Source organism: Vaccinium witches'-broom phytoplasma str. VAC, assembly GCF_000309405.1.
In the GTDB taxonomy this organism is placed as follows: Bacteria; Bacillota_I; Bacilli_A; order Acholeplasmatales; family Acholeplasmataceae; genus Phytoplasma.
In genome coordinates, this window is record NZ_AKIN01000091.1 from 1 (window position 1) to 523 (window position 523).

A 523-nucleotide genomic window follows, 5' to 3' on the forward strand; every position below is an offset into this window, starting at 1 on the left:
ACGTTGTAGGGAATCTCTTAATTTGATGGCGTTGGATAACATTCCTTCGTACATTTCTTGGTCGGATTCTAATTTTCCGATATCTCTTTTAACATAAGAGATTTGACCGACTAATTCTATAACTTCATCTTGTAATTTTTTGATTTCGGCCTTGAGTCTAATTTTGTCATCTGTGGATGCTAGTTTGGTTTCTTCTTGTTTTTTGGCGATTTCTTTTTCTTTTTCAGTTTTTTGTTTTTCTAAATCAATTAATTTGCCTTTTAAAATTTCAATATTATCTGATGCCTCTTTTAATTGTTCTTTAATTTCTTTAATCTTTTCTTCATTTTTAGTTAAAGCATCTTTTATTTTAGCTTTTTGTTCTTGGGTTAGTTCTTTTTGTTCATATAATCTTTTTAATTCATCTTCACATTTTTTTAATTCTTCTTTCCAATTATCTTTTAGTCCTTGGTAGTTATTAATGACTTCATCGTACTTATCAATGGCTTTATCAATTACATTTACTAATTGACCTGCGTATTTA

1 pseudogene is annotated in these 523 nt (G+C 27.9%); it reads right to left on the reverse strand.

Annotation, left to right across the window (positions count from 1 at the left end):
* Positions 1–523: pseudogene (locus RI68_RS03920) on the reverse strand (DNA double-strand break repair protein Rad50); the annotation flags it as partial.